The 25210-nt window shown below is 38.4% G+C and carries 22 protein-coding genes and 1 other annotated feature; of the genes, 18 read left to right on the forward strand and 4 right to left on the reverse strand.

The features are described from left to right. Nucleotides 1-67 precede the first annotated feature (67 nt). The 9 genes from recJ to Y7E_RS0107635 all read left to right on the forward strand — a co-directional run bounded on the left by recJ (nt 68) and on the right by Y7E_RS0107635 (nt 11064). Nucleotides 68-2407: a single-stranded-DNA-specific exonuclease RecJ gene (recJ, locus tag Y7E_RS0107595; protein ID WP_017150684.1), complete on the forward strand. Its 2340-nt coding sequence runs from the start codon at nt 68-70 to the stop codon at nt 2405-2407. 47 nt (nt 2408-2454) lie between these two features. After that, the gene (locus Y7E_RS0107600) at nt 2455-2967 is read left to right on the forward strand and encodes an adenine phosphoribosyltransferase (protein ID WP_017150685.1); all 513 of its coding nucleotides are present in this window, start codon (nt 2455-2457) and stop codon (nt 2965-2967) included. Between the two features lie 212 nt (nt 2968-3179). Continuing rightward, nucleotides 3180-5366 carry a GTP diphosphokinase gene (gene relA, locus Y7E_RS0107605; RefSeq protein ID WP_017150686.1) on the forward strand — a complete coding sequence of 729 codons (2187 nt, stop codon included), beginning with the start codon at nt 3180-3182 and terminating at the stop codon, nt 5364-5366. Between the two features lie 17 nt (nt 5367-5383). Next, entirely contained in the window at nt 5384-5824 is a 441-nt protein-coding gene (locus Y7E_RS0107610) for a D-tyrosyl-tRNA(Tyr) deacylase (protein WP_017150687.1), read from the forward strand. A gap of 175 nt (nt 5825-5999) precedes the next feature. Next, nucleotides 6000-6332: a YrdB family protein gene (locus Y7E_RS0107615; RefSeq protein ID WP_017150688.1), complete on the forward strand. Its 333-nt coding sequence runs from the start codon at nt 6000-6002 to the stop codon at nt 6330-6332. 75 nt (nt 6333-6407) lie between these two features. Further along, nucleotides 6408-6599: a hypothetical protein gene (locus Y7E_RS33580; protein WP_237741389.1), complete on the forward strand. Its 192-nt coding sequence runs from the start codon at nt 6408-6410 to the stop codon at nt 6597-6599. 54 nt (nt 6600-6653) lie between these two features. Further along, nucleotides 6654-6884: a binding site (T-box leader), on the forward strand. Nucleotides 6885-6953: 69 nt separating this feature from the next. Beyond that, nucleotides 6954-8225 (forward strand): histidine--tRNA ligase, encoded by a 1272-nt coding sequence (gene hisS / locus Y7E_RS0107625; protein WP_017150690.1) that lies wholly within the window; start codon nt 6954-6956, stop codon nt 8223-8225. A 12-nt stretch (nt 8226-8237) separates the two neighbouring features. After that, nucleotides 8238-10013 carry an aspartate--tRNA ligase gene (aspS, locus tag Y7E_RS0107630; RefSeq protein ID WP_017150691.1) on the forward strand — a complete coding sequence of 592 codons (1776 nt, stop codon included), beginning with the start codon at nt 8238-8240 and terminating at the stop codon, nt 10011-10013. Between the two features lie 283 nt (nt 10014-10296). Further along, a complete protein-coding gene (locus tag Y7E_RS0107635; protein ID WP_017150692.1) occupies nt 10297-11064 on the forward strand; it encodes a tRNA threonylcarbamoyladenosine dehydratase in 768 nt (255 codons plus the stop codon). Nucleotides 11065-11312: 248 nt separating this feature from the next. Here the strand turns inward: Y7E_RS0107635 and Y7E_RS0107645 are convergent, their stop codons facing one another. From Y7E_RS0107645 to Y7E_RS0107655, 3 genes are all read right to left on the reverse strand, one after another. Then, nucleotides 11313-11786: a hypothetical protein gene (locus Y7E_RS0107645; RefSeq protein WP_017150694.1), complete on the reverse strand. Its 474-nt coding sequence runs from the start codon at nt 11784-11786 to the stop codon at nt 11313-11315. Between the two features lie 169 nt (nt 11787-11955). Further along, nucleotides 11956-12606 carry an RsfA family transcriptional regulator gene (locus Y7E_RS0107650; RefSeq protein WP_017150695.1) on the reverse strand — a complete coding sequence of 217 codons (651 nt, stop codon included), beginning with the start codon at nt 12604-12606 and terminating at the stop codon, nt 11956-11958. 38 nt (nt 12607-12644) lie between these two features. Continuing rightward, nucleotides 12645-13931, reverse strand: a complete 1287-nt coding sequence (locus tag Y7E_RS0107655; protein ID WP_017150696.1) for a replication-associated recombination protein A — start codon at nt 13929-13931, stop codon at nt 12645-12647. A 302-nt stretch (nt 13932-14233) separates the two neighbouring features. On the opposite strand from Y7E_RS0107655, the gene cymR reads away from it, so the two are divergent. The 7 genes from cymR to Y7E_RS0107690 all read left to right on the forward strand — a co-directional run bounded on the left by cymR (nt 14234) and on the right by Y7E_RS0107690 (nt 20652). Continuing rightward, nucleotides 14234-14650: a cysteine metabolism transcriptional regulator CymR gene (gene cymR, locus Y7E_RS0107660; RefSeq protein WP_000704116.1), complete on the forward strand. Its 417-nt coding sequence runs from the start codon at nt 14234-14236 to the stop codon at nt 14648-14650. Between the two features lie 35 nt (nt 14651-14685). Then, complete coding sequence (locus Y7E_RS0107665; RefSeq protein ID WP_017150697.1) at nt 14686-15831, forward strand: cysteine desulfurase family protein; 1146 nt, start codon at nt 14686-14688, stop codon at nt 15829-15831. Between the two features lie 16 nt (nt 15832-15847). Next, complete coding sequence (gene mnmA, locus Y7E_RS0107670; protein ID WP_017150698.1) at nt 15848-16963, forward strand: tRNA 2-thiouridine(34) synthase MnmA; 1116 nt, start codon at nt 15848-15850, stop codon at nt 16961-16963. Nucleotides 16964-17075: 112 nt separating this feature from the next. Further along, nucleotides 17076-17735 (forward strand): tetratricopeptide repeat protein, encoded by a 660-nt coding sequence (locus tag Y7E_RS0107675; protein WP_017150699.1) that lies wholly within the window; start codon nt 17076-17078, stop codon nt 17733-17735. A 103-nt stretch (nt 17736-17838) separates the two neighbouring features. Continuing rightward, nucleotides 17839-20175 (forward strand): SF1B family DNA helicase RecD2, encoded by a 2337-nt coding sequence (gene recD2, locus Y7E_RS0107680; RefSeq protein WP_017150700.1) that lies wholly within the window; start codon nt 17839-17841, stop codon nt 20173-20175. Between the two features lie 141 nt (nt 20176-20316). Continuing rightward, on the forward strand, nt 20317-20505 hold the full coding sequence (locus Y7E_RS0107685; RefSeq protein WP_000490499.1) for a hypothetical protein: 189 nt from the start codon (nt 20317-20319) through the stop codon (nt 20503-20505). An 18-nt stretch (nt 20506-20523) separates the two neighbouring features. Continuing rightward, the gene (locus Y7E_RS0107690) at nt 20524-20652 is read left to right on the forward strand and encodes a YrzQ family protein (protein WP_017150701.1); all 129 of its coding nucleotides are present in this window, start codon (nt 20524-20526) and stop codon (nt 20650-20652) included. Between the two features lie 57 nt (nt 20653-20709). Here Y7E_RS0107690 and Y7E_RS0107695 read toward each other — a convergent pair whose 3' ends face one another. After that, nucleotides 20710-20922: a hypothetical protein gene (locus Y7E_RS0107695; RefSeq protein WP_017150702.1), complete on the reverse strand. Its 213-nt coding sequence runs from the start codon at nt 20920-20922 to the stop codon at nt 20710-20712. Nucleotides 20923-21106: 184 nt separating this feature from the next. Between Y7E_RS0107695 and Y7E_RS0107700 the strand changes: the two genes are divergently transcribed. Together Y7E_RS0107700 and alaS are read left to right on the forward strand one after the other, a co-directional pair. Then, nucleotides 21107-22165 carry an AI-2E family transporter gene (locus Y7E_RS0107700; protein WP_017150703.1) on the forward strand — a complete coding sequence of 353 codons (1059 nt, stop codon included), beginning with the start codon at nt 21107-21109 and terminating at the stop codon, nt 22163-22165. A gap of 337 nt (nt 22166-22502) precedes the next feature. Then, entirely contained in the window at nt 22503-25145 is a 2643-nt protein-coding gene (gene alaS, locus Y7E_RS0107705) for an alanine--tRNA ligase (RefSeq protein WP_017150704.1), read from the forward strand. Nucleotides 25146-25210: the final 65 nt, after the last annotated feature.

The raw sequence follows: 25210 nt of genomic DNA on the forward strand, positions 1-25210 counted from the left end.
CGTAGTTTGCAGGATATTGTCACCCCTTAATCTGTCTTGTATAATGGACAGGTTAAGGGGTGATTTCGTGTTACAACCGAAGACGCGTTGGAAAGAAAAGGCATTTAATGAGGAACAAGTAGGTGAGTTAGCAAGCAGATTGCAATTATCACCGCTTGTCACTTCGTTATTCCTCGGTAGAGGTTTAGATACAGAAGATAAGATTGTGGGTTTTTTAAATACAGAAGGGCAAGAATTTCACGATCCATTTTTACTTGAAGGAATGGACCGTACAGTAGAACGTGTAGGGCAAGCCATTCAAAATGGAGAGCAAATTTTAATATTCGGGGACTATGATGCGGACGGTGTAAGTAGCACAACCGTTTTATTTCTTGCTCTTCAAGAACTAGGTGCAGATGTTGAGTTCTATATTCCAAACCGATTTACTGAAGGATATGGACCGAATGAAGAGGCATTTCGCTGGGCACATCGTGCGGGATTTTCTCTTATCATTACTGTTGATACAGGTATCGCAGCAGTTCATGAGGCGCAGGTAGCAAAAGAGCTTGGTATGGATCTTATTATTACAGATCACCATGAGCCGCCACCAGAACTTCCAGAAGCACTTGCGATTATTCATCCGAAGCTAGAAGGCGGCATCTATCCGTTTCATTATTTAGCGGGCGTTGGGGTTGCATTTAAAGTAGCGCATGCACTACTTGGACGTGTACCGGAGCATTTATTAGAAATTGCAGTGATTGGTACGGTAGCCGATTTAGTGTCTCTTCATGGTGAGAATAGATTGCTCGTACAGCGCGGATTGAAACAAATGCGAATGACGAAAAATGTTGGTTTAAAAGCATTATTTAAAGTAGCAAATGTTTCACAAAGCGAGATTACGGAAGAAAGCATTGGCTTCTCAATTGCACCGCGTATTAATGCAATTGGTCGTTTAGAAGATGCGGCTCCGGCAGTTCACCTTCTTTTATCAGAGGATCCAGAAGAAGCGAAAGAGCTTGCTGAAGAAATTGATGAGCTGAACAAGCTTCGAAAAGATATTGTAAAGCAAATTACAGAAGAAGCAATTGCAGAGGTGGAAAACAACTACCCGCCAGAGGACAATAAAGTGCTAGTACTTGCGAAAGAAGGATGGAATCCAGGTGTAATAGGAATTGTTGCTTCTAAACTAGTAGAGCGTTTTTATCGACCAACAATTGTGTTGTGTATTGATCCTGAAAAACAAACAGCAAAAGGGTCTGCTCGTAGTATTGCAGGATTTGATTTGTTTGCAAATTTATCAGATTGTAGGGAATTGTTACCTCACTTTGGTGGGCATCCAATGGCGGCAGGAATGACGCTTCATATGAATGATGTGGATGAACTGCGCCGCCGTTTAAATGAACAAGCAGATACGATTTTAACGCCCGAAGATTTTACTCCGATTACAACAGTTGATGCGATTTGCAAAGTGGAGGATGTGACGCTTTCGGCAATTGAAGAAATGCAAAAGCTAGCGCCATTTGGTGTTGGAAATCCGAAGCCACGTATCGCAATTAGGGATGCGGAGTTAGAAAGTATTCGTGCGATTGGATCTGATGGTTCTCATTTAAAAATGGCACTTCGTGATGGACAGGCGACGTTAGATACGATTGGATTTGGATTTGGAGCCTATGCGAAAGAAATTTCGCCAGTTGCTCACGTTTCTGTTGTTGGTGAGGCATCAATTAATGAATGGAATAATTTCAAAAAACCGCAACTGATGATTCAAGATATTGCGGTAGATGCATGGCAATTATTTGATTGGCGTAGCATGCGTAATGTGGAATCGAACTTAGCAGAACTTTCGCTAGAAAAAATAACAATGGTGTATTTTTCTGAAGAGGTATTAAATAAATTTTCTCTAGAAGAATATAAAGAACAACTTATGCATGCTTCAGAAGTGACTGACCTAGATAGTCGTTATATTGTTTTGTTAGATTTACCAAAGTCAACAGATGAATTACGCGGTTTATTTAAGGCGGGATTTCCAGCGCGAATTTATACGCTGTTTTACCAAGAGAATAATCATTTATTTAGTACGGTTCCAACAAGAGAACATTTTAAATGGTACTATTCCTTTTTACATCAAAAAGCACCATTTTCTTTAAGACAACATGGAGAACAACTATGCCGTCATAAAGGCTGGTCAAAAGATACAGTAAATTTCATGACACAGGTGTTTTTTGAGTTAGAATTTGTTACAATAAAAGACGGTGTCATTTTTATGGCAGACGAAATGAAAAAGCGTGATTTAATTGAATCGAACACATATCGTGAGAAAATGAACCACTTACAATTAGAAAAAGAATTGGTTTATAGCACATATCAACAACTATATACATGGTTTGAAACGATTCGTAATCATAAAGAAGTAGAACAGTTAGGGTAAAGGCCTTGTATTTACAGACCTTTTATATCTGAGGAGGATTCAGAAATATGGATTTCAAGCAACATATCGCAATTGTACCGGATTATCCGAAAGAAGGTATCGTGTTTAAAGACATCACACCTTTAATGAACGATGGGAAAGCATACAAAGCAGCAACAGATGAAATCGTTGCTTATGCGAAAGAAAGAGACATCGATCTTGTAGTAGGACCAGAAGCACGTGGCTTTATTATCGGTTGTCCAGTTTCATACGCGCTAGAAGTAGGGTTTGCACCAGTTCGTAAATTAGGAAAATTACCTCGTGAAGTAATTAAAGTTGACTACGGTAAAGAGTATGGAAAAGATGTTTTAACAATCCATAAAGATGCAATTAAACCAGGTCAACGCGTATTAATTACAGATGACTTATTAGCTACAGGTGGAACAATCGAAGCGACAATTAAGCTAGTTGAAGAACTTGGCGGAATTGTAGCAGGGATTGCATTCTTAGTAGAACTTACTTACTTAGATGGCCGCAAAATGTTAGACGGTTATGATGTATTAGTGTTGGAAAAATACTAATTATTATATAGGTAAAACTACGGCGATAGAAAAAAGTACCCGTGAATCTCTTGGAGAGGAGCGGGTACTTTTGTATAATTGTACAAAAAAGTATGGTGAAATATCTGTAAAATCTTTTCCTTTTCACAATTCACAATCATTAGGTTATAATGATAGAATAAAATTTATTCTAATGATAAGGGAAAAGTCAATTTTCAATAAAAGGTGATTCGATGGCAAATGAGCAAGTACTAACAGCTGAACAGGTACTCGAGAAAGCAGGACAATATTTAGCGGACGATGATATTGAACTAGTGGCACGTGCCTATGAATATGCACGTGATGCACATAGGGAGCAATATAGAAAATCGGGCGAACCATATATTATTCATCCGATTCAAGTTGCAGGTATTTTAGTTGATTTACACATGGATCCATCTACAGTGTCGGCAGGTTTTTTGCATGATGTAGTAGAAGATACCGAAGTTACATTAGAGGATATTGAACGGGAATTTAATAAAGAAATTGCAATGCTTGTTGATGGGGTTACAAAGCTTGGGAAAATTAAATACAAATCTCATGAACAACAGCAAGCAGAGAACCATCGCAAAATGTTTATTGCAATGGCCCAAGATATTCGTGTTATTTTAATCAAATTAGCTGACCGTCTTCATAACATGCGTACGCTGAAGCATTTGCCGCAAGAAAAGCAGCGTCGTATTGCAAATGAAACGTTAGAAATTTTTGCACCTTTAGCTCATAGACTCGGAATTAATACTATTAAATGGGAGCTAGAGGATACAGCGCTTCGCTATTTAAATCCGCAGCAATACTATCGCATTGTTAACTTAATGAAGCGGAAACGTGCAGAGCGTGAAGAATATTTGGATGAAGTAATGACGGGTATTCGTGACAAACTGAAAGAAGTAGCGATTCAACCTGATATTTCAGGACGTCCAAAACATATTTATAGTATTTATCGTAAAATGGCACTTCAAAATAAACAATTTAATGAAATTTATGATTTGTTAGCTGTGCGCGTTGTTGTAAATAGTATTAAAGATTGTTATGCGGTGCTTGGTATTATCCATACATGTTGGAAACCGATGCCAGGTCGTTTTAAAGATTATATTGCCATGCCGAAAGCGAATCTATATCAATCCCTGCATACAACTGTAATTGGTCCAAAGGGTGACCCGCTTGAAGTGCAAATTCGTACGAAAGAAATGCATGAGATTGCGGAGTACGGGATTGCCGCGCACTGGGCATATAAAGAGGGGAAAGCTGCAGAAGCAACAGGTACCCTTGAGAAGAAATTAACATGGTTCCGTCAAATATTAGAATGGCAAAATGAAGCTTCTAATGCGGAAGAATTTATGGAATCATTAAAAATTGATCTGTTCTCCGATATGGTATTCGTCTTTACACCAAAAGGCGATGTCATGGAATTACCACTAGGTTCTGTTCCAATTGACTTTGCTTACCGTGTCCATTCAGAAATCGGGAATAAAACAATTGGTGCAAAAGTAAATGGTAAAATGGTGACACTTGATTATAAGTTAAAAACAGGTGATATCATTGAAATTCTAACGTCTAAACATTCGTATGGACCAAGTCAGGACTGGGTGAAACTTGCCCAAACCTCACATGCGAAAAATAAAATCCGTCAATTTTTCAAAAAGCAACGCCGCGACGAGAATATCGAAAAAGGTCGCGAGCTTGTTGAAAAAGAGGTGCGTGGCTTAGAGTATGAGATGAAAGAGGTATTAGCACCTGACAATTTAAAACGAGTGGCAGAGAAATATAACTTTGCGAACGAAGAAGACATGTTTGCGGCAGTTGGGTATAACGGTATTACAGCTGCACAAATTGTAACGCGTCTAACGGACAAGTTCCGCAAACAGCGTGAAGAAGAACAAGATATCGTTGAAGTGAAAGAAGTTCGTAAGCCGATGAAAATTCGGAAATGGGATTCAGGTGTAAAAGTGAGCGGGGCTGATAATTTATTAATCCGTTTATCGAAATGCTGTAACCCAGTTCCAGGTGATGATATTATCGGATACATTACGAAAGGGCGCGGTGTATCAATTCACCGTCGTGATTGCGTCAATGTGCATACAGAAGAAGCGCAAGAACGTTTACTTGAAGTAGAGTGGGAAGGTAGTCCAGAAAAAGAAATTGAATACAATGTTGATATCGAAATTTCTGGATATGATCGCCGCGGCTTATTGAATGAAGTTCTGCAAGCTGTTACAGAAACGAAAACATATATTTCAGCTGTTTCGGGTAGAAGTGACCGCAATAAAATGGCGACAATCAATATGTCTATTTCCATTCGTAATTTACATCATTTGAAAAAAGTCGTAGAGCGTATTAAACAAGTTCCAGAAATTTACGCGGTACGCCGCATGATGCATTAATAAGGAGTGTATTCGGTATGAGAGTTGTCTTGCAACGATCAAAGGAAGCGTCTGTTACAGTAGATGGTGAAATTGTAGGACAAATTCCGTTCGGTTTAACATTGCTAGTTGGTATTACTCACGAAGATACAGAAAAAGATGCAACATATATTGCTGAAAAGATTGCAAATTTACGTATTTTTGAAGGTGAGAACGGGAAGATGAACCATTCTGTACTAGATATGAAGGGACAAGTTCTTTCTATTTCACAATTTACATTGTACGGAGATTGTCGTAAAGGGAGACGCCCAAACTTTATGGACGCTGCGAAACCAGACTATGCAGAGAACTTGTATGATTTCTTCAATGAAGAACTTCGTAAACAAGGGTTACACGTAGAAACGGGACAATTCGGAGCAATGATGGATGTTTCTTTAATTAATGATGGTCCGGTGACCTTAATTTTGGAAAGTAAATAATGTGATGAAGAGAGGATTAGAGAATCCTCTCTTTTTTGGTCTTTATGGAATAATTCGTAACTTTATACTATGATTGTTTAAAAAAATAAATTTAGAAGTGTTAGTGTGTATATGAAATGAATGTATTCAACTCACTATGGAAGAAGGGGAACTGGAAATAGGGAGATGATGCACAATGCTTCAAGAAATGAATATAGCTTTACGTTTTGTGTTAGAGTTATGTAGCTTTGGCACTATAGGGTATTGGGGATTTCGGATGGGGAAAATGCCTGCTATAAAAATTTCATTTGCGATTATTCTTCCACTTATTGTAGCTATTATATGGGGATTATTTGGAGCGCTAGGAACAACGTGGCGATTACAAGATACATTACATCTAGTGTTAGAAATTATGATTTTTGGATTAGGCGTTGTAGCACTCTATCACTTAAAATATGTTACTTTAGCGACTGTATTAGCCGTCATCATTATTATTAACAGTAGCCTTATGTATATATGGGAGCAGTAGTGTTCTCCTTTTTGATTTCGTGTATAACTGGCGTATCAATATGGAACAATAGAAATAAAAACATCCATATTGATTGTGAGGGATACACGTATGCGCATGAATGAAAAAGGACACTCTGCTACGAATGGTGCAAATCAATTGTTTAACGTGAATTTTCATGAGTTTATTGCAAGAGAACAAAATAATACTTCTATGGAACTCGCTTCTGAATTTGGCATTTCATTACAAGATGTAAAACGCTTAAAGAAGCAGATTGAACGCTCCTAGGACACTTGACAATCGCTCTGAACAAACGTATAGTAATTTTATATTTACATATGAAGAGAACCGATGATAGAGAAGAGTAGATGAGATACACATGAAAAGAGAAGAAATGTCCTAGGCTGAAAACATTTCTACATGATGACTGATCGAATGACACTCTGTAGGTTTCAACTTGAACGGCATCGATGCTTAGTAGAGGTGAACGCAAGTTTAAGCGTTATTAAAAAAGTGGAAGCATACGTGCTTCAATTAGGGTGGCACCACGGGTATAATACTCTCGTCCCTACTGGATAATCAGTAGAGGCGGGAGTTTTTTTATTTTTAATAAGATTAAAACAATTTGAGGAGGAACTGAATATGTCTATTCAAATCCCACGCGGAACGCAAGATATTCTTCCAGGTAGTGTTGAGTTATGGCAGTATATCGAAGGGCAAGCACGCGAAATTTGCCGTCGTTACAACTATAAAGAAATTCGTACACCAATTTTCGAGCACACAGAATTATTTTTACGTGGTGTTGGTGATACAACAGATATCGTTCAAAAAGAAATGTACTCATTCCAAGATCGTGGCGAGCGTAGCTTAACACTTCGTCCAGAAGGAACAGCTCCTGTTGTACGTTCTTACGTTGAAAACAAAATGTACGGTGATGCAACGCAGCCAACGAAATTATATTACATTGGTCAAATGTTCCGTTATGAAAGACCACAAGCAGGTCGCTATCGTCAATTCGTACAATTCGGTATCGAAGCAATCGGTAGTAATGACCCAGCAATCGATGCAGAAGTAATTGCGCTTGCTGTAGAATTCTACCGCGGCATGGGCTTAAAAAATATTAAAGTTGTTCTAAATAGTTTAGGTGATCCAGCGAGCCGTCAAGCGCACCGTGAGGCGCTAATCGCTCACTTTGAACCTCGCATCGGTGAGTTCTGTTCTGATTGCCAATCTCGTTTAGAAAAAAATCCACTTCGCATTTTAGACTGTAAGAAGGATCGTGATCATGAATTAATGAGCACAGCACCATCTATTACAGAATACTTAAACGAAGAATCAACAGCGTACTATGAAAAAGTACAAGAGCTATTAACAATGATGGGTGTTCCATTTGAAAAAGATCCAAATCTAGTACGTGGTTTAGATTACTATCAGCACACTGTATTTGAAATTATGAGTGAAGCAGACGGTTTCGGTGCAATCACGACATTAAGCGGTGGTGGTCGCTATAACGGTCTTGTACAAGAAATCGGCGGTCCAGAAATGCCTGGTATCGGTTTTGCAATGAGTATCGAGCGTTTAATTATGGCGCTAAAAGCTGAAAATATCGAATTGCCAATTGAACATAACATTGATTGCTATGTTGTAGCACTTGGAGACAAAGCGAAAGATCACGCTGCAAAAGTTGCGTTTGATCTTCGTAAGGCTGGGTTATCAGTTGAAAAAGATTATTTAGATCGCAAAATGAAAGCGCAATTTAAATCAGCAGATCGTCTAAATGCGAAATATGTAGCTGTATTAGGAGAAGATGAGTTAGATAAAGGCATCATTAACTTAAAAGATATGGCAACAGGTGAGCAAGAAGAAGTAGCATTAGACGTATTTGCTTCATATGTAGCAGAAAGATTAATATAGGGGGAACTTATAGTGGCTGAAAGAACACATGTATGTGGAAAAGTAACAGTAGAAGCAGTTGGACAAACAGTTCAATTAAAAGGTTGGGTACAAAAGCGCCGTGACTTAGGTGGATTAATTTTCATCGACTTACGTGACCGCACAGGTATCGTACAAGTTGTATTTAACCCAGAAACATCTAAAGAAGCACTAGAAGTAGCAGAAACAATTCGTAGCGAATACGTACTGCACGTAGAAGGTACAGTTGTAGAACGCGGCGCTGGTGCAATCAATGAAAACATGGCAACAGGACGCATTGAAGTACACGGGGCGAAAGTAAATGTATTAAATGCAGCAAAAACAACGCCAATTATTATCGCAGATGACACAGATGCATCAGAAGATGTTCGTTTAAAATATCGTTATTTAGATTTACGTCGCCCCGTTATGTATAACACATTCAAAATGCGTCACGACGTAACAAAAACAATTCGTAATTTCTTAGATTCAGAAGAGTTCTTAGAAGTTGAAACACCAATCTTAACAAAGAGTACACCAGAAGGAGCACGTGACTATTTAGTACCAAGCCGTGTGCATGAAGGTGAATTTTATGCATTACCTCAATCTCCGCAGCTATTTAAACAGCTTCTTATGGTCGGCGGATTTGAACGTTATTATCAAGTAGCTCGTTGTTTCCGTGATGAAGATTTACGTGCGGATCGCCAACCAGAATTCACACAAATTGATATCGAGGCATCATTCTTAACGCAAGAAGAAATTCTAGAAATGATGGAACGCATGATGACGAAAGTTATGAAAGATGCAAAAGGTGTAGAGGTTAACGCGCCATTCCCTCGTATGACATATGCTGATGCAATGGCTCGCTATGGTTCTGATAAACCGGATACACGCTTTGCGATGGAGCTTACTGACCTATCTGAATTCGCAGCAGGTTGCGGCTTTAAAGTATTCACAAGCGCTGTAGAAAGCGGTGGACAAGTAAAAGCACTTAATGCAAAAGGTGCAGCGAGCAAATATTCTCGTAAAGATATCGATGCATTAACTGAATTTGTAAAAGTATACGGTGCAAAAGGTCTAGCTTGGTTAAAAGTTGAAGAAGATGGCTTAAAAGGACCAATTGCGAAATTCTTCGGTGAAGAAGATGCAAACGTACTAATGCGTACATTAGAAGCGAATGCTGGTGACTTATTACTATTCGTTGCTGATAAGAAGAGTGTTGTTGCAGATAGCTTAGGCGCACTTCGTTTACGTTTAGGTAAAGAGCTTGAGTTAATTGACGAAAGCAAATTTAACTTCCTATGGGTAACTGACTGGCCACTTCTTGAGTACGATGAAGATGCAGATCGTTACTTCGCAGCTCATCACCCATTCACAATGCCATTCCGTGAAGATGTTGAGCTATTAGAAACAGCACCAGAAAAAGCACGTGCGCAAGCATATGACCTTGTATTAAACGGCTATGAGCTTGGTGGTGGATCACTTCGTATTTACGAGCGTGATGTACAAGAAAAAATGTTCAAAGCACTTGGATTCTCACAAGAAGAAGCGCAAGAACAATTCGGTTTCTTATTGGAAGCATTCGAATATGGTACACCACCACATGGCGGGATTGCACTAGGTTTAGACCGTCTTGTAATGTTACTTGCAGGTCGTACAAACCTTCGCGATACAATTGCATTCCCGAAAACAGCAAGCGCAAGCTGCTTATTAACAGATGCGCCAAGCCCAGTTGCAGGAGCGCAGCTTGAAGAGCTTAACTTGCAATTAAATATAAAAGAAGAGAAGTAAGAAGGAGTCCTAGATGGTTATACTAAAGCCATCTAGGATTTTTTTAGAGGACGTTCAAAAAATCCGGTGAAGATAGCAACCAGATTTCTTCGCTAGTCTGGTTACTTGTGTAGTCCATCTACACTCCGTATCCTTCAGGCTTCTGCCTCTCAAACAACTCGGATCTCTATATTCTTTTTTGAAACAAGTATTTTTAGGATTTGTATAACTTTTTCTATACAAATAGTCGGAAAAACGCTAGAATACATGGTAGACCATTTTTGTAATAGGGGTGTAGAGCTGAATGTTACATCAATTTTCACGTAATGAATTAGCCTTCGGAAAAGAAGGTCTTGAAATATTAAAAAATAGTACGGTAGGTATTTTAGGAATTGGCGGTGTAGGTTCGTTTGCAGCAGAAGCGTTAGCACGTTCTGGTGTAGGACGTCTTGTATTAGTTGATAAAGACGTTGTTGATATTACAAACGTTAACCGTCAAATCCATGCATTACTTTCTACTGTAGGACGTTCAAAAGTAGAATTAATGAAAGAGCGTATTGCCGATATTAATCCAGACTGTGAAGTCATTGGATTAGAAATGTTCTATACAGATGAGACATACGAAGAGTTCTTTAAACATGGTTTAGACTTCGTAGTTGATGCATCAGATACAATTACGTTCAAGATTCATTTAATTAAACAATGCTTACGACGCAAAATTAAAATCATCTCAAGTATGGGTGCAGCAAACAAAATGGACCCAACTCGTTTCCGTATTGCGGATATTTCAAAAACACATACAGATCCAATTGCGAAAGTGATTCGTACGAAGCTTCGTAAAGAAGGTATTAAAAAAGGTGTGAAAGTGGTATTCTCTGACGAAAACCCAATTGTAATTCGCGAAGAGGTTCGTAAAGAAATCGTTCCAGACGAAAACGCAAAAATTCGTAAAGCGAAATTACCACCTTCCTCAAATGCGTTCGTACCATCTGTGGCCGGCTTGATTATGGCAAGCCACGTTGTACGTGAACGTTTGAAACATGTAGAAGTGAAGCGTGTGGGGCAAGAATAAGAGATAAAAAGCGTATGTTCCAGTAGGGGCATACGCTTTTTTGTGACAGTAAAAATAAAAAAGGGAAAATCGAGTGAAGCAAATCCTGTTGTCTTAATAGGAGTAAGTAAATTGCATAAGAATATTATTATAAAAGATACTGATGAAATAAATATGTTCCGCTGTTTTAAATATATGGTAATTTATGTTGAATTTTAATATAAACACTTACATTCAGTAGTAGAGCTTGTAATACATATCAATTGCTATTAAGCAGTTATATTTCTTTTGACGGTTTTATTTATAATGATGGTAATAAGCGGTGTGCCGATAATGGTTGGAAGGAACCAAATAAGCAGTGTTGGAAACTCTTTTAATAGTGGTATTTTTGCTGCGTTTGTAATGAGTGTGGCGGTAATGATGCCGATATAAGAGCCTAACATCCCAGAAATGTGTGTAATAATCCAATTGTTCCATTTTATTTTAACAGCTGTATAGCCAAGTAATGCTAAACCGTAGGAGAAAAGGGCGATATAAAATAAATAGGCACTTTGTTCCCAGTGGAGGATCGCCAGAATAATAGCTGTTACAAATACAATTACATAAAAGCCATGATAAAGCTCACCAAAAATCGTATGAATACCTCGCCGTTTTAGAGCGAAACTAGAAATTAGGCCGATTAGTAAAAAGATAAAGCCTGCGATAATATGAATGACTAAAAAGAACGGGAATAGGGGATGCAACTCCTTTCGTATTCGTTATATATGGTTGTAAAACAAAGAGAATGAAATATGTTTAAAAATAGTAATAATTTACAAAAACAATAAATTGTTTGAGGATTTTCTGAGGAAGAATGTAAAAGAGGGGGACAGAAATAGAAATGAGAATAGCCTAGCTACCCTCATTTCTACTTCAGTTTTCTGCTGTATATATAATATCTAAATTCCCGTTCTGATCTGTTTTAAAGATAGGGGCAATTTGATCTTCTTGTTCATCTACTAGCACAAGTTTTCGAGCGCGGTCCATAATTCTAACAAGCATTGCATAATCTTCTTCGATTGCTTGTTGTTTTTTCGTTAAAGCTGCTAGTTTGACTTCTAGTTCGTCATTTCTTTTTTGTAAGGAGGCAAGCTTTGTATGCAAGTCTTCATTTTCAATTTGTATCTTTTCTAAGTGAGGATTATTGCTTCCTAAGTTTTGCAAGAATGAGATTACATCTTGCATTGTAAGAGAAGGTTTATTAGCAACAAGTTCTTCGGAAAATTCAGCATCAATTACGATTTTCTTTTTTTGTTTTCGTTGTAATAGTTGCTCTTTTTCTACATTTGCTTCAGAACGCTTTAACTCTTTTCTTTGCTTCTTAGCAAGTTGTACAGCATCTTCATAATTTTGTCTAACTTCAGCATTCCAACGGAACCCACAAGCGGCAGAAGTACGGTTTAATTTGTCTCCAACTTCATCAAACGCTTTTAGTTGTGTGCTTCCTTGGCGAATATGTCGTAAAATGGTTTCTGCTAAAAGGAGATCGTCTTCTCCTGTCCATGCATCTTGGCGTGTTTTCATAAGCGAAACCTCCCGTAATCATGTCGTTTTCGCTTAGATTACCCCTTTGGTTTACTTTTATGCGAACTTTGCAATCTTTCATATACAGTTGAAAGTGCCTGCTCAAATTTCCCAGTCGTTTTCGGTTTATAATATTGTTTGTTTTTTATTTTGTCTGGTAAGTATTGCTGCTGTACCCAACCGTTTGGATAATCGTGTGGATACAAGTATCCGATGCCTCTACCCAGTGCTTCAGCACCTTTATAGTGACTATCTTTTAAATGACTTGGTACATCACCTGTTTGCCCGTTTCGTAAGTCGTGAAGTGCTGCATCAAGCGCCTTGTATGCTGAATTCGACTTTGGAGAAAGGCAAAGCTCAATAACTGCATTGGCAAGCGGAATGCGAGCTTCTGGAAACCCAACGCGTTCAGCCGATTCAATCGCAGCGAGTGTACGCGGTCCAGCTTGTGGGCTAGCAAGTCCAATATCTTCATATGCCATAATGAGCAGTCTTCTTCCGATACTTTGCAAATCGCCAGCTTCAATAAGGCGCGCTAAATAATGAAGTGCAGCATTCACATCACTTCCGCGCACTGACTTTTGAAAAGCAGATAGGACGTCATAATGAGCATCTCCGCCCTTATCATGAACAAAGCTTTTTTTCTGTAAACATTCTTCAGCAATTTCTAATGTGATTTCAGCGGTTTGATCGTCTGTTGTAAAGCTAGATAAAACAGCAAGTTCAAGCGCATTATAAGCAGAGCGCATATCTCCACCAGAGGCATTTGCAAAGTGACGCAGTGCTTCATCTGTAACAGTTACATGATATTCACCTAAACCTTTTTCTTTATCTTCAAGCGCTCGTTTTAAGCCAATTAAAATATCATCTTCTGTTAGTGCGTGTAGTTCAAAGATTTGGCATCGGCTCCGAATAGCAGAGTTAATCGCATGGAATGGATTGCTCGTTGTTGCTCCAATTAATGTAAGAAGTCCGCTCTCTAAATGTGGTAAAAGGAAGTCTTGTTTTGCTTTATCTAAGCGATGGACCTCATCTAAAATTAAAACAAGGTGGCGATGCATTTTTGCTTCTTGCACGACAACTTCCATATCCTTTTTATTATGAGTAACAGCATTTAATAGACGAAAGGGCGTTCCTGTACTGCCAGCAATTGCACTAGCGATTGATGTTTTTCCAGTTCCGGGTGGACCGTACAAAATCATCGATTGGAAATGGTTCGCCTGGACCATTCGCCATAAAATTTTCCCTTCACCAACTAAATGCTCTTGCCCAATTATTTCTTTAATGTTTGTCGGACGCATTCGGTGTGCGAGTGGTTGTTTCATTGTAACCGTCTCCCTTAATATATAATCTCATTCTATGGTAACATCTTTTGGATGGAAAATTGAAATATGATGCTGTGCAATTATAAAGAATCTGAGATAATATTTTCAATTTTCTTTTAATTGTAATAATTTCCGAGTTTTTCAATACGAATTTGTGTTATCATTTTGATACACAAGTTGAAATTTCTTATAATACTATATTATGCTATAATTTCATAGGATTTTGATTTTTACATTGTGTTCTTCTTACGAATAAAGATTTAACTAATAGAAGTGAAATTTTGAAAAGAGGTGCGAAATAGATGAAAATTTCAACGAAAGGCCGTTACGGCTTAACAATTATGATTGATCTTGCGAAAAAGTTTGGTGAAGGTCCGATTTCTTTAAAATCAATTGCGCAGGCACATGATCTATCTGAACATTACTTAGAGCAATTAATCTCTCCACTTCGTAACGCTCGTCTTGTAAAAAGTACGCGTGGTGCATATGGTGGTTACGTATTATCTGACCAACCAGCTAACATTACAGCTGGCGATGTAATCCGTGTTTTAGAAGGTCCGATTAGCGTTGTTGAAATGATAGAAGAGGAAGAACCAGCGCAACGCCAGTTATGGATGCGTGTTCGTGATGCAGTACAAGAAGTATTAGATAGTACAACTTTAGAAGATTTAGTACGCTATGAGGAAGAAAATCATGGGGGTTATATGTTTTACATTTAATTCCTTGTGAAACGATTTGGAAAGAAGGAGATCTTATGGAACGCATTTACTTAGATCATGCTGCGACATCTCCGGCTCACCCAGAAGTGGTCGAAAAGATGATTCCATATATGACAGAAATATTTGGTAATCCGTCTAGTATTCATTTTTATGGACGTCAAACACGTCATGCGGTAGATGAAGCAAGACGTGTTTGTGCACGCAGCATCAATGCAAATCCAAATGAAATTATTTTTACAAGCGGTGGTACGGAGGCTGATAATTTAGCGCTTTTAGGTGTGGCACGTGCAAACCGTAATAAAGGAAATCATATTATTACGACGCAAATTGAACATCACGCTATTTTGCATACATGTGAAGTGCTAGAGCGAGAAGGCTTCGAAGTGACGTATTTACCTGTTGATGAAACGGGCCGTGTTCGAGTTTCTGATGTGAAAGAGGCGTTAACACATGAAACGATTCTCGTATCTGTTATGTTTGGAAATAACGAAGTTGGTACGGTTCAACCGATTGCAGAAATTGGAGCACTGTTAAAAGAACACCAAGCGTATTTCCACACGGATGCTGTACAAGCCTATGGTTTAACGGCAATTGATGTGAAAGAATTAGGTATTGATTTATTATCAATTTCTGCTCATAAAATTAATGGTCCAAAGGGTGTTGGTTTTTTATATGCTAGCACGCAATTGAAATTTGAACCGTTATTAACGGGCGGAGAGCAGGAGCGAAAACGCCGTGCAGGTACTGAAAATGTGCCTAGTATTGCTGGACTTCAGCACGCTATTATGCTTGCTGAAGAAACACGTGAGCAAAAAAATGTCCAATATGAAGAATTTAAAGATATAATGGTATCTGTCTTTAAAAAAGAAGACATTACTTTCGAGGTAAACGGAAACTTAGAACATCGCTTACCGCATGTGTTTAATGTAAGTTTTACAGGAATGGATATTGAGCCGTTTCTTGTAAATCTAGACTTAGCAGGCATTGCAGTATCGAGTGGTTCTGCATGCACAGCTGGCTCTATTGATCCATCACATGTATTAGTGGCGATGTTTGGAAAAGACTCCGATCAAATACGTTCATCCGTACGTTTTAGCTTTGGTCTTGGGAATACGAAAGAACAAGTGGAAAAAGCGGCGTACGAAACTGTGAGAATCGTGAAGCGATTAACACAAAACTAGCATGGGAGGTGACAAGATGAACAAACTACCTCACGAAACACGCGTTGTCATCGGGATGTCCGGTGGCGTCGATTCATCTGTAGCAGCTCTTCTATTAAAAGAGCAAGGTTATGATGTAATCGGGATTTTTATGAAAAACTGGGATGATACAGACGAGAACGGTGTTTGTACAGCAACGGAAGATTACAATGATGTAATCGAAGTGTGCAACCAAATCGGTATCCCATATTATGCAGTAAACTTTGAAAAACAATATTGGGATAAAGTATTTACGTACTTTTTAGACGAGTACCGAGCTGGTCGTACACCAAACCCAGATGTAATGTGTAATAAAGAAATCAAGTTTAAAGCCTTTTTAGAGCATGCGATTGCACTTGGTGCGGATTATGTAGCGACAGGTCATTATGCACGTGTTGCTTATATCGATGGCGAATATAAAATGCTACGTGGTGTTGATGATAATAAGGATCAAACATATTTCTTAAATCAACTAAGCCAAGAGCAATTATCAAAAACGATGTTCCCACTTGGTGAGCTAAAGAAACCGCAAATTCGTGAAATGGCAAAAGAAGCTGGTTTAGCAACAGCGACGAAAAAAGATAGCACAGGTATTTGCTTTATCGGAGAGCGTAACTTTAAAGATTTCTTAAGTAACTACTTACCAGCTCAACCAGGTGTGATGCAAACGTTATCTGGTGAAGTGAAAGGGAAACATGACGGTTTAATGTACTATACAATTGGACAACGTCATGGCCTTGGCATTGGTGGTAATGGTGACCCATGGTTTGCCGTTGGGAAAAACTTGAAAGAAAACATTTTATATGTTGATCAAGGATTCCACAATGAGCTGTTATACGGTGATGAAGTTATTGCTACAAATGTAGGCTGGGTAAGCAACAAAGCGAAAGAAAAAGAATTTAAGTGCACAGCGAAATTCCGTTATCGTCAAGAAGATAACGGTGTAACGGTTCAAATTGTTGATGAGAATACGGTTCGTATTCTTTGTGATGAACCAATTCGTGCAATTACGCCAGGACAAGCAGTTGTTTTCTATGATGGAGACGAATGTTTAGGTGGTGCTACAATTGATGAAGTATATCGTAGTGGTAAGAAATTAGATTATTTAGGATAAAAATGAGGAGCCTCTGCCGATTAGCGGTCAGAGGTTTCTTTTTTAAAAGAGCGAATTTTTGTTCGCTCGGAAAATAGATTCTTTGTTATAATTTGTTGTAGAGGTGAAGAACATGTCAAATAAGCTTGAAGCAGGCATTCAATATATGCAAGAAGGAAACTGGGAAGAAGCAACTAAAAATTTTACAGAGGCAATTGAAGAAAATCCGAAAGATGCACTTGGATACATTAACTTCGCGAATTTATTAGATGTGTTAGGCGATAGCGAGCGTGCGATTTTATTTTATAAACGCGCATTAGAACTAGATGAAAAATCAGCTACCGCCTATTATGGTCTTGGAAGCATATATTATGGACAAGAGCAATTTACAGAAGCAAAAGCTGCATTTGAGCAAGCAATGCAAGCTGGATTACAATCAGCTGATGTGACATTTATGCTTGGGATTACGTATGTACAGCTTGGAAATGATCGTCTTGCACTACCATTTTTACAAAGAGCAACTGAATTAGATAGGGCAGATGTAGAAGCTGTATTCCAATGCGGATTATGTTTTGCGCGATTAGAACATATTCAGGAAGCGAAACCTTATTTTGAAAAGGTTTTACAAATGGATGAAGAACATGCAGATGCGTATTATAATTTAGGTGTTGCATACGTATTTGAGGAAAATAATGAGAAAGCACTTGCTCTATTTAAGAAGGCGACTGAAATTCAACCAGATCACTTTTTAGCAGGGAATGGCATTCGTTTATTAGAGCAAGAAGGTGAATAAAAATTTATGCTTTAACGCGCAGTTACCCTCCATCTAATATTCAGTAGAGAGGTGGGGGCTGTACTGCTCGTTAGAGTGAGAAAAACCGGAAAGGAGAGGAACGATGGGGAATCAACATGCAATGGATTTGTTTGAGGAAGAGCAAAAATTTATAAAAGCACAAGTTCTTCATACCATTTTCCACAACGAAGAAAACCTCTATTCCGTTGTCAGTATGAAAATCATTGAAACAAATGAAACATATGACGAAAAAAAAGTGATGATAAATGGTCACTTTCCCCGTATGCATGAAGATGAAGTATTTACATTAACAGGGCATTTTAAAGACCACCCAAAGTATGGAAAGCAATATTTAGTTGAAACATTTAAAAAAGAACTGCCCCAAACCAAAACAGGTATGGTGCAATATTTAGCAAGTGATTTATTTAAAGGAATCGGGAAGAGAACAGCAGAAAAGATTGTTGATCATCTCGGGGAACATGCGATTTCTAAAATTATGGACGACCCAGCTGCATTAGAAGGTATTGTAAACAAGCAGAAAGCGCAAGAAATTTATGACACAATTATTGAACACCAAGGTCTTGAAAAAGTCATGAGCTTTTTAAATGGTTATGGTTTTGGGACGAAGCTCTCGATTAAGATTTATCAGCAGTATAAAGAAATGACGCTAGAAGTCATTCGAAACAATCCTTATCAGCTTATTGAGGAAGTAGATGGTATTGGGTTTGGAAGAGCGGATGATATAGGAAGGGCGCTTGGGATATCAGGGAATCATAATGACCGTGTGCGGGCCGGATGTTTCTATACGCTAGAAAACGTTTCGCTGCAAGAGGGGCATGTTTATATGGAAAAGGGGCAGCTTGTTCGAGAAACCGTGTCGCTTTTAAATAATCAAGAGGGCGCTGTGACGGAAGAAGATATTTTGCAATGCGTTGAAATGATGCAAGGTGAAGGGAAAGTTATTATCGAAGAGGAGCGCGTTTATTTAGCTTCATTATTTTATTCTGAAAAGGGTGTTGTTAAATCGATTCGTCGTTTGATGAATCAAGAAGAGACGCCTTCATTCCCTGAAGCAGAAGTGCTATTAACATTAGGGAAAATTGAAGAGCAATTGAAAGTACAGTATGCGCCGCTTCAGCAAGAGGCGATTCAAACTGCGCTTCATAAACCGATGATGCTATTAACCGGTGGACCTGGTACAGGGAAGACAACCGTTATTAAAGGAATCGTCGAAATGTATGCTTCATTGCATGGTTTATCATTAAATCCGAAAGATTATAGTGACGATAACCCGTTTCCGATTCTATTAACAGCTCCGACAGGTCGAGCTGCGAAGCGAATGAGTGAGTCAACAGGGCTTCCTGCTTGTACAATTCATCGTTTACTTGGCTGGACGCCAGAAGGGTCTTTCCAGCGGAATGAAACAGATCCTGTACAAGGGAAATTACTTATTATCGATGAGTTTTCAATGGTTGATATTTGGCTAGCGAATCAATTGTTTAAATCGTTACCAACAAACATTCAAGTTATTGTTGTAGGTGATGAAGATCAATTGCCGTCTGTAGGACCTGGACAAGTATTGAAAGATTTATTAGATGCTGGCGCTATTCCGACAGTGAAGTTAACAGAAATTTATCGTCAAGCAGAAGGGTCATCCGTTATTCAACTTGCCCATGCGATAAAAAAAGGTACGTTGCCACCAGACTTAGCGCAAAATAAAAAAGACCGTTCGTTTATTGGTTGTTCAAGCGCTCAAATTGTTGAGGTTGTAAAGCAAGTGTGTGAAAACGCAAAAACGAAAGGGTTTAGCGCAAGAGATGTACAAGTGTTAGCGCCTATGTATCGAGGTCCGGCAGGAATTAATGTGTTAAATGAGGCACTCCAAGAAGTGTTTAATCCAAAAAAAGAAAAGAGTAGAGAAATTGCCTACGGTGATGTTGTGTATCGAACAGGTGATAAAGTGCTGCAACTCGTAAACCAACCAGAAAGCCAAGTGTTTAATGGCGATATTGGAGAAATTGTTTCTGTATTTTATGCAAAGGAAAATGTGGAAAAACAGGATATGGTTGTTGTTTCATTTGATGGGATTGAAGTAACGTATATAAAGCCGGATTTAAATCAAATTACACATGCGTATTGCTGCTCGATTCATAAGTCACAGGGAAGTGAATTCCCAATTGTAATTATGCCGATTGTAAAGAGCTATTACCGCATGCTTCGCCGTAATTTAATTTATACAGGTATTACGAGAAGTAAAAAGTTTTTAATTATTTGCGGGGAAGAAGTCGCTTTTCAATCGGGTGTGAACCGTCTTGATGATTCAATGCGGCAAACGACGTTAGCTAGTCGCCTACAGGAGTCGCAAGGAGAAGTGCAAATGGTTACGATTGATGGCCAGGAGATGGATGTGGAAAATATTTCACCGTATGATTTTATGTAGCAAGGTGAGATTATATAGTGAACCTTTCAACGCATATAACGTTATTTTGAAAGTGTAAGGCAGTTCTAGTATGTATAAATGAATGCAGTTTGGACATAATGGCGAATAGAATCTGGGAGACTGTAAGGAGATGAAAGCCATATGTTCAGTTGTCCAAATTGCAAAGGGAAAGACATTGGAAAAATAGGTGTCAACCAATTTTATTGTTGGAATTGTTACATTGAATTATCGGTTTCAAAGGGGAAAATCCATACGCATCAAGTAGAAGAAGATGGTTCGCTTAGTTCTCTTGATGATTTATTTGATGAGAATGAAAGAACCATCGGATAATCAAAAGGGGGATTTACTTTGAACGTACGCAATTCATTAATCGCATTAGGTATTGGAGCTGCGGCTTATCAATATGCACGTAAACAAGATATGTTTTCAAAGCGCAATATGAAAAGAGCGCGTAAAATGATGAGGTCCTATTTATAATCGTTTCTATAAAGTGTTGTTAAAATGTAAAAACTCCCTTATTATTAGGGAGTTTTTTTATGTGCTTGTATATAGATAAAAAAGTCCAATCTCAGAAAAAAGATAAGAAAGTCCATAACATCCGATTCCGAGAACCCCGTAATACCACAGCTGTTTCGCACGTTCTTTTCGCGAAGAACGAATGAAGAATCCTTTCCAAATACCAAACCCGATACAGATCCATTCTAGTATCATGAAAAACGCTGAAAGAATTAACATGAACCCAACCATTTTATTCCTCCTCACTTATGTGCGAGCTGGCTTACATGCTTGTCCGTATGATGTTAAATATATGTAAGTTTTTTAAAAACAGTATGGTCTGCATGAAAATATTTTAGTCCAGTAATTTTTTTTAAAGTTTTACACATAACCTTCTCTATTTCTTTTCAAAATAAGGGCAGAGGAGGTTTTTCGTTTGAAGAATCTTAAAATTATTTGGATCTATCGATTAGGGTTATTGTTATTAGTGTTTCTGTGTTTGTTCGTCTTCTTAAAAATCCAACCATTATGGGCGCCGATTATATTTGTTTTTAAAGTAGCAGTTACCCCATTTTTTATTGCTTGTTTCATTGCGTATTTACTGCATCCCTTAATTGAAAAATTACATAAAGAAGGGATGCCACGTACACTTGCTATTTTGCTTATTTATATTCTCTTTTTTGGTGGTCTCGGATATGGGGTCTATAAAGGAACACCGGTTGTTATTGCGCAGCTGCAAGAAATCAATAAGCAATTCCCTCAGTTTATGAAAATGTATGATTCGTGGATGGATGGTGTGACAGAACAGACGGACAATTTTCCATCGTTTATTCATGAGAAAGTAAAGCAAATTTTTGTCGGTATTGAAATGAAGATACAAGCACTTTTAAATAAAGTGATGAGTACAGCGCGTGGTGTACTGGATTCATTGCTCATCATTTTCTTAATTCCGTTCATTGTATTTTACATATTAAAAGACTATGGAGAGTTTTATGATATTTTTTGGAAGCTTATTCCGAGTAAATGGCGTAGTACAGGGCAAGTATTAGCGAAGGAGATTGACAAGTCACTTGGAAGTTATATTCGAGGGCAACTATTTGTTTGTTTAGTTTTAGGTGGAGTGTCCGCTCTTTCATTTTGGTTTATCGGTATGAAGTATCCGCTATTACTAGGCATCATTGTTGGAGTTACTGATATAATCCCGTACTTTGGCCCTATTTTAGGAGCGATTCCGACATTGATGATTGCAGCAACGGTATCCACAAATCTTTTTATTAAAGCGAGTATTGCACTTGCCATTTTACAATTTGTTGAAAGTAACATTTTATCTCCGTACATCGTTGGGAAATCGCTACGTATGCACCCGGTTGTTATTATGCTTGCATTACTTGTTGGAGGGGAAGTAGGTGGAATTGTAGGTCTTTTAATATCGGTGCCTATTTTAGCAGTGATTCGAACAGTAGTTGCTCATATAAAGCCACTCTGGAAACATTGACAAATGGAAACGGATTCGCTACAATTTTGGCATATAGTATAAACTCATATAAGTTTATAGAGTACAATATAATATATAAGATTTGAAATTGATGACGGAACGAGTATGTTACAGCCCATTTCCAGAGAGAAGCTTCCATCGGCTGAAAGAGGCTTTAAATGAAGGGTGACAGAACGCTAATCCTGAGAGCAGCTAATCCCTGCCGTCTTGCCACGTTACGGCGCCATGAGGTGATGAACCGATATGTAGACCGGTTCATAATTAGGGTGGTATCGCGAGTTAACTCTCGTCCCTTTTATAGGGACGGGAGTTTTTTATATTTAAGGAGGGAAATATGATGAAACAATTAACAGGCGCACAAATTCGTCAAATGTTTTTAGACTTTTTCCAGGAAAAAGGGCATGCAATTGAACCAAGTGCATCATTAGTTCCACATGAGGATCCATCTCTTTTATGGATCAATAGTGGTGTAGCGACATTAAAGAAATACTTTGATGGCCGCGTAATCCCGCAAAACCCACGTATTACGAATGCACAAAAATCAATTCGTACAAATGATATTGAGAACGTCGGGAAAACAGCTCGTCACCATACATTCTTTGAAATGCTAGGAAACTTCTCAATTGGTGACTACTTTAAAGAAGAAGCAATTACATGGGCTTGGGAGTTCTTGACAAGCGACAAGTGGATTGGATTCGATAAAGAGTTATTATCTGTAACAATTCATCCAGAAGATGAAGAAGCATTTACAATTTGGAATGAGAAAATGGGTGTTCCGAAAGAGCGCATCATTCGTTTAGAAGAAAACTTCTGGGATATTGGTGAAGGACCAAGTGGACCGAATACAGAAATATTCTATGACCGCGGTGAAGCTTACGGTAACGATTTTAGCGACCCAGAATTATATCCAGGCGGCGAAAATGAGCGTTACTTAGAAGTGTGGAACCTTGTATTCTCTCAATTTAACCATAATCCAGATGGCTCATATACGCCACTTCCTAAGAAAAACATCGATACAGGGATGGGTCTAGAACGTATGACATCTATCGTTCAAGATGTGCCTACAAACTTTGATACAGACCTATTCATGCCAATGATTGGTGCAACAGAATCAATCTCTGGTGAGAAGTATCGTGATGGCGATGTGGAGAAAGATATGGCATTTAAAGTAATCGCTGACCATATTCGTACTGTAACATTTGCTGTTGGTGATGGAGCTCTTCCTTCTAACGAAGGCCGTGGTTATGTATTACGTCGTTTATTACGCCGCGCTGTTCGTTATGCGAAGAAATTAAACATTAACCGTCCATTCATGTATGAATTAGTACCAGTTGTTGGAGAAGTAATGAAAGACTTCTATCCAGAAGTTCTTGAAAAGAAAGACTTCATCGCACGTGTTGTGAAAAATGAAGAAGAGCGTTTCCATGAAACACTTCATGATGGCGAAGCAATTTTAGCGGAAGTGATTACAAAAGCGAAAGAAGAGAAAACAACTGTTATTTCTGGTGTGGATGCGTTCCGTCTATATGACACATACGGCTTCCCAATTGAATTAACAGAAGAATATGCAGAAGAAGCTGGTATGACAGTTGATCATGTTGGTTTTGAAGCAGAGATGGAAAAACAACGTGAACGTGCACGCGCTGCTCGTCAAGACGTTGATTCTATGCAAGTTCAAGGCGGTGTACTTGGAGAAGTTAAAGTAGCGAGTGAATTTGTTGGCTATGGTACAGTTGCGACAGAAAGTAATGTTGTTGCACTTGTGAAGAATGGTGAGTACACAGATAGCTTACAAGCAGGAGAAGAAGGACAATTAATGCTTGATGTAACACCATTCTACGCTGAGAGCGGTGGACAAATTGCAGACCGCGGTTACCTTCTTGCTGACGGTGTGAAAGTTCTTGTAAAAGACGTTCAAAAAGCACCAAATGGTCAAAACTTACACAAAGTGGTTGTAGAAGAAGGTACATTAACGAAAGAAGCAGCTGTAAAAGCTGTTATTGATACGAAAAACCGCAGCAGTGTTGTGAAAAACCATACAGCAACGCACATTTTACACCAAGCATTAAAAGATGTACTTGGAACACATGTTAACCAAGCTGGTTCTCTTGTAACATCAGAACGTCTACGCTTTGACTTCTCTCACTTCGGTCAAGTACAAGCTGACGAATTAGAAAAAATTGAGCGTATTGTAAACGAAAAAATTTGGGAAAGTATTGATGTTGAGATTTCTCAAAAAGCAATTGAAGAAGCAAAAGAAATGGGTGCAATGGCATTATTCGGTGAAAAATACGGAGATGTTGTACGTGTTGTTCAAGTAGGCGATTACAGCTTAGAACTTTGTGGTGGTTGTCACGTTGATAACACAGCATCTATCGGTATTTTCAAAATTGTTGCTGAGTCTGGTATCGGAGCAGGAACACGCCGCATTGAGGCAGTAACTGGAAAATCGGCATACGAATTAATGAATGATCAAGTAGGTTTATTAAAAGAAGCTGCGGGTAAAATGAAAACAAATCCAAAAGATATTTTAACAAGAGTAGACGGTCTATTTGCTGAAGTGAAACAACTTCAAAAAGAGAACGAATCTCTTGCTGCTAAATTAAGCAACATTGAAGCTGGCAACTTAACAGATTCGGTTGTTACAATTGATGGAGTGAATGTATTAGCAACAAAAGTAAATGTTGCAGATATGAATAACTTACGTACAATGATGGATGACCTAAAGAATAAACTTGAGTCTGCGGTTGTTGTATTAGCAGCTGTAAACGATGATAAAGTGAATATTCTAGCAGGTGTAACGAAAGATTTAATCAGCCAAGGATACCATGCAGGTAAACTTGTGAAAGAAGTTGCTTCTCGTTGCGGTGGTGGCGGTGGTGGCCGTCCTGACATGGCTCAAGCAGGCGGTAAAAACCCAGCACAAGTGGATGAAGCTTTAGCATTTGTAGAAGAGTATGTTAAATCTGTTTCAAAATAAAGAGAGAGTAGTGTACAATAGTAGGGAGAGGAGAAATTCTTCTCCCTATACTTACTACTTATAAG

It is taken from the genome of Bacillus bingmayongensis (assembly GCF_000299035.1).
Taxonomy (GTDB): Bacteria; Bacillota; Bacilli; order Bacillales; family Bacillaceae_G; genus Bacillus_A; species Bacillus_A bingmayongensis.